This window comes from Nocardioides zhouii, from assembly GCF_004137345.1.
Classification (GTDB): domain Bacteria; phylum Actinomycetota; class Actinomycetes; order Propionibacteriales; family Nocardioidaceae; genus Nocardioides; species Nocardioides zhouii.
Map to the genome: position 1 here is coordinate 1 of NZ_SDWV01000039.1, position 5,671 is coordinate 5,671.

Sequence of the window (5,671 nt, forward strand, 5' to 3'; positions counted from 1 at the left end):
CAATGTATGTCCGGCGGCGTCCTACTCTCCCACAACCTCTCGGTTGCAGTACCATCGGCGCTGAAAGGCTTAACTTCCGGGTTCGGTATGGGACCGGGTGTTTCCCGTTTCGCTATGGCCGCCGTAACTCTTTCAACCACTTCACACTCGCCTCACCCTTGGTGACCATTGCTGGTTTTCGGGGTTGGGTGTGTTGGTTGGGAACTGCTTAGTGGACGCGTTGCAAGCTTGGTGCTTGTGTTCGTTGTTTGCGCGGTATGTGGTGGCTTGACCGTTGTTTCGTACGCTTTCACACGTCACCGTTGAATGGTTTGTGTGTTTGTGTACGGTGTTGGGACAAGCCCTCGGCCTATTAGTACCGGTCGGCTGGGCATTGCTGCTGTACACCTCCGGCCTATCAACCCCATGTTCTGTGGGGGGCCTTACCCACTTACGTGGTGGGAAACCTCATCTTGAAACGTGCTTCCCGCTTAGATGCATTCAGCGGTTATCACTTCCGAACGTAGCCAACCAGCCGTGCTCTTGGCAGAACAACTGGCACACCAGAGGTTCGTCCATCCCGGTCCTCTCGTACTAGGGACAGCCTTTCTCAAGTTTCCTGCGCGCGCGGCGGATAGGGACCGAACTGTCTCACGACGTTCTAAACCCAGCTCGCGTGCCGCTTTAATGGGCGAACAGCCCAACCCTTGGGACCTACTCCAGCCCCAGGATGCGACGAGCCGACATCGAGGTGCCAAACCATCCCGTCGATATGGACTCTTGGGGAAGATCAGCCTGTTATCCCCGGGGTACCTTTTATCCGTTGAGTGACCACGCTTCCACATGCCGTGGCCAGATCACTAGTTCCGACTTTCGTCCCTGCTCGACATGTCTGTCTCACAGTCAAGCTCCCTTGTGCACTTACACTCGCCACCTGATTGCCAACCAGGCTGAGGGAACCTTTGAGCGCCTCCGTTACATTTTAGGAGGCAACCGCCCCAGTTAAACTACCCATCAGGCACTGTCCCTGATCCAGATAATGGACCTAGGTTAGACATCTAGTACGACCAGAGTGGTATTTCAACGTTGACTCCACCCACACTGGCGTGAGGGCTTCACAGTCTCCCACCTATCCTACACAAGCCGTACCAAACACCAATACCAAACTATAGTAAAGGTCCCGGGGTCTTTCCGTCCTGCCGCGCGTAACGAGCATCTTTACTCGTAGTGCAATTTCGCCGAGTCCATGGTTGAGACAGTGGGGAAGTCGTTACTCCATTCGTGCAGGTCGGAACTTACCCGACAAGGAATTTCGCTACCTTAGGATGGTTATAGTTACCACCGCCGTTTACTGGGGCTTAAATTCTCAGCTTCGACACACGAATGTGTCTAACCGGTCCTCTTAACCTTCCAGCACCGGGCAGGAGTCAGTCCGTATACATCGTCTTACAACTTCGCACGGACCTGTGTTTTTAGTAAACAGTCGCTTCCCCCTGGTCTCTGCGGCCCTTCACGCTTCCCCCAGCAAGTGGGTTCACGATCCGGGCCCCCCTTCTCCCGAAGTTACGGGGGCATTTTGCCGAGTTCCTTAACCATGGTTGTCTCGATCGCCTTAGTATTCTCTACTTGATCACCTGAGTCGGTTTGGGGTACGGGCGGCTCGTTGCTCGCTAGAGGTTTTTCTCGACAGCATAGGATCACCCACTTCGCCTAGGCGGCTCCGCGTCACGTCTCAGACTCCACACTGAAGTGGATGGTGCGGATTTGCCTACACCACGTCCTACGCGCTTGCCCACAGACAACCATCGCTGTGGCTGGGCTACCTTCCTGTGTCACCCCATCGCTTGACTACTACCGGTTCGGGTCCCACGCTCCACACACCAGCCTCGCCCCGAAGGGTCCGGTCCGATGAGCTTCGGGTGGTTAGCATCACCAGGTTCATCATGGGCGCAACTTCGCCGGTACGGGAATATCAACCCGTTGTCCATCGACTACGCCTGTCGGCCTCGCCTTAGGTCCCGACTTACCCAGGGCAGATTAGCTTGACCCTGGAACCCTTGATCATTCGGCGCACGGGTTTCTCACCCGTGATTCGCTACTCATGCCTGCATTCTCACTCGTGTGGGCTCCACACCTGGATCACTCCGGCGCTTCACTGCCCACACGACGCTCCCCTACCCATCCAGCACACTGAACACCGATCAAGTCGATGCTGATGTAATTGCTGAATGCCATAGCTTCGGCGGATGACTTGAGCCCCGCTACATTGTCGGCGCGGAATCACTTGACCAGTGAGCTATTACGCACTCTTTCAAGGGTGGCTGCTTCCAAGCCAACCTCCTGGTTGTCAATGCGACTCCACATCCTTTTCCACTTAGTCACCGCTTAGGGGCCTTAGCTGATGGTCTGGGCTGTTTCCCTCTCGACTACGGAGCTTATCCCCCGCAGTCTCACTGCTGCGCTCTCACTTACCGGCATTCGGAGTTTGGCTAACGTCAGTAACCTTGTAGGGCCCATTAGCTATCCAGTGCTCTACCTCCGGCAAGAAACACGCAACGCTGCACCTAAATGCATTTCGGGGAGAACCAGCTATCACGAAGTTTGATTGGCCTTTCACCCCTATCCACAGGTCATCCCCTCAGTTTTCAACCTAAGTGGGTTCGGTCCTCCACGTCGTCTTACCGACGCTTCAACCTGCCCATGGATAGATCACTTCGCTTCGGGTCTTGAGCGCGCTACTGAATCGCCCTATTCGGACTCGCTTTCGCTACGGCTTCCCCACACGGGTTAACCTCGCAACACACCGCAAACTCGCAGGCTCATTCTTCAAAAGGCACGCCGTCACCCCCACCTGAGCAAGCTCAGACATAAGGCTCCGACGGATTGTAGGCACACGGTTTCAGGTACTATTTCACTCCCCGCCAGGGGTACTTTTCACCTTTCCCTCACGGTACTTGTCCGCTATCGGTCATCAAGGAGTATTTAGGCTTAACGGGTGGTCCCGCCAGATTCACACGGAATTTCAGGGGTTCCGTGTTACTTGGGAACACGCTCGGAAGCCTGCGCTTTACGTCTACGGGCCTATCACCCTCTACGGTACGGCTTTCCAACCGACTTCGACTTCCACACAGGTTTTTTACTTCCTCCACGCACGGCAGCACGTAATGAGCGGTCCCACGACCCCATGACTGCAACCCCTGCCGGGTATCACACAGCCATGGTTTAGCCTCATCCGATTTCGCTCGCCACTACTCTCGGAATCACTGTTGTTTTCTCTTCCTGTCGGTACTGAGATGTTTCACTTCCCGACGTTCCCTCCACACACCCTATATATTCAGATGCGGGTAACACGACATGACTCGTGCTGGGTTCCCCCATTCGGACACCCCCGGATCACAGCTCGGTTGCCAACTCCCCAGGGCTTATCGCAGGCTCCAACGTCCTTCATCGGCTCTTGATGCCAAGGCATCCACCATGTGCCCTTCATAGCTTGTCTCAACAACGTCACAAACACACAACACACATGCGCCCACAACGCCACCAACACACACCACAAAAAACAACAACCAACCCACCAGGACAATCACCCAGCAGACCGGCTTCACACAAAACGCATGACCCATCCCCAAGGAAAGAGAGGAAAAACCGGGTCACACAAACTTACAGACTCATACAAACCCACACCCAAAGGCGCACGTTTGCTGAATTGCTCTAACAACACCACAACCAACCCAGCCCAACCCCCCAAAGGAAGCCGAACCGACGTGGCGAGTGCTGTAGATGCTCGCGTCCACTATGCAGATCTCAAACAACAACCCCACCAACCCCCACCACCATCCACAGACAGCAACAGGCAAAGGGAGGACCAGAACAACCAGACACCACCCATCACTGGGCACCAACCCCTACCCCGTAGGGCAGGAACTGGGCGGCTGATTCATCAGGACCCAACAGTGTGCTTGACCCCATCCCCCACCAACGTGAGGCAACAGGTAACCCAGACCCGAAGGCACCAGACCCGAAGGCCCAGCCACCCAGCAGAAGCTGGATGCGTGATCGTCGACGATTCCACTAGTGAACACCACCATGCGCCAGTGAACATTCGCCACTGGTCGGGGCGTGTGCTCCTTAGAAAGGAGGTGATCCAGCCGCACCTTCCGGTACGGCTACCTTGTTACGACTTCGTCCCAATCGCCAGCCCCACCTTCGACGGCTCCCTCCACAAGGGTTGGGCCACCGGCTTCGGGTGTTGCCGACTTTCGTGACGTGACGGGCGGTGTGTACAAGGCCCGGGAACGTATTCACCGCAGCGTTGCTGATCTGCGATTACTAGCGACTCCGACTTCATGGGGTCGAGTTGCAGACCCCAATCCGAACTGAGACCGGCTTTTTGGGATTCGCTCCCCCTTACGGGATCGCAGCCCTTTGTACCGGCCATTGTAGCATGCGTGAAGCCCTGGACATAAGGGGCATGATGACTTGACGTCATCCCCACCTTCCTCCGAGTTGACCCCGGCAGTCTCCTATGAGTCCCCATCACCCCGAAGGGCATGCTGGCAACATAGAACGAGGGTTGCGCTCGTTGCGGGACTTAACCCAACATCTCACGACACGAGCTGACGACAGCCATGCACCACCTGTACACCCCCAAAAGAAGCCCCATCTCTGGAGCGGCAGGGTGTATGTCAAACCCAGGTAAGGTTCTTCGCGTTGCATCGAATTAATCCGCATGCTCCGCCGCTTGTGCGGGCCCCCGTCAATTCCTTTGAGTTTTAGCCTTGCGGCCGTACTCCCCAGGCGGGGCGCTTAATGCGTTAGCTGCGGCACGGAATCCGTGGAATGGACCCCACACCTAGCGCCCAACGTTTACGGTGTGGACTACCAGGGTATCTAATCCTGTTCGCTCCCCACACTTTCGCTCCTCAGCGTCAGGTCATGCCCAGAGAACCGCCTTCGCCACCGGTGTTCCTCCTGATATCTGCGCATTTCACCGCTACACCAGGAATTCCGTTCTCCCCTGCATACCTCTAGTCTGCCCGTATCGAAAGCAAGCCAGGTGTTAAGCACCTGGTTTTCACTCCCGACGCGACAAACCGCCTACGAGCCCTTTACGCCCAATAATTCCGGACAACGCTCGCACCCTACGTATTACCGCGGCTGCTGGCACGTAGTTGGCCGGTGCTTCTTTAGTGGGTACCGTCACTTGCGCTTCGTCCCCACCGAAAGAGGTTTACAACCCGAAGGCCGTCATCCCTCACGCGGCGTTGCTGGATCAGGCTTCCGCCCATTGTCCAATATTCCCCACTGCTGCCTCCCGTAGGAGTCTGGGCCGTGTCTCAGTCCCAGTGTGACCGGTCACCCTCTCAGGCCGGCTACCCGTCGAAGCCATGGTGAGCCATTACCTCACCATCAAGCTGATAGGCCGCGAGCACATCCCTGGCCGAAAAACTTTCCACCACCACCTCATGCGAGGAGCGGTCGTATCCGGTATTAATCACCGTTTCCGGTGGCTATCCCAAAGCCAGGGGCAGATTACTCACGTGTTACTCACCCGTTCGCCGCTCGAGTACCACCGAAGTGGCCTTTCCGCTCGACTTGCATGTGTTAAGCACGCCGCCAGCGTTCGTCCTGAGCCAGGATCAAACTCTCCATCGAAAACAAACCCCAACCCACCAAAGTGAGCCAAGGAATA

The 5,671-nt window shown here is 56.2% G+C and carries 3 rRNA genes; all 3 read right to left on the bottom strand.

Going from position 1 to position 5,671, the window contains the following annotated elements:
- Positions 1–8: 8 nt before the first annotated feature.
- Positions 9–126, bottom strand: a 5S ribosomal RNA gene (gene rrf, locus EUA94_RS21925).
- Between the two features lie 206 nt (positions 127–332).
- Positions 333–3,475 (bottom strand): 23S ribosomal RNA (locus EUA94_RS21930).
- A gap of 636 nt (positions 3,476–4,111) precedes the next feature.
- Positions 4,112–5,634, bottom strand: a 16S ribosomal RNA gene (locus EUA94_RS21935).
- Together the 16S, 23S and 5S rRNA genes form the textbook arrangement of a ribosomal RNA operon.
- Between the last annotated feature and the right edge of the window lie 37 nt (positions 5,635–5,671).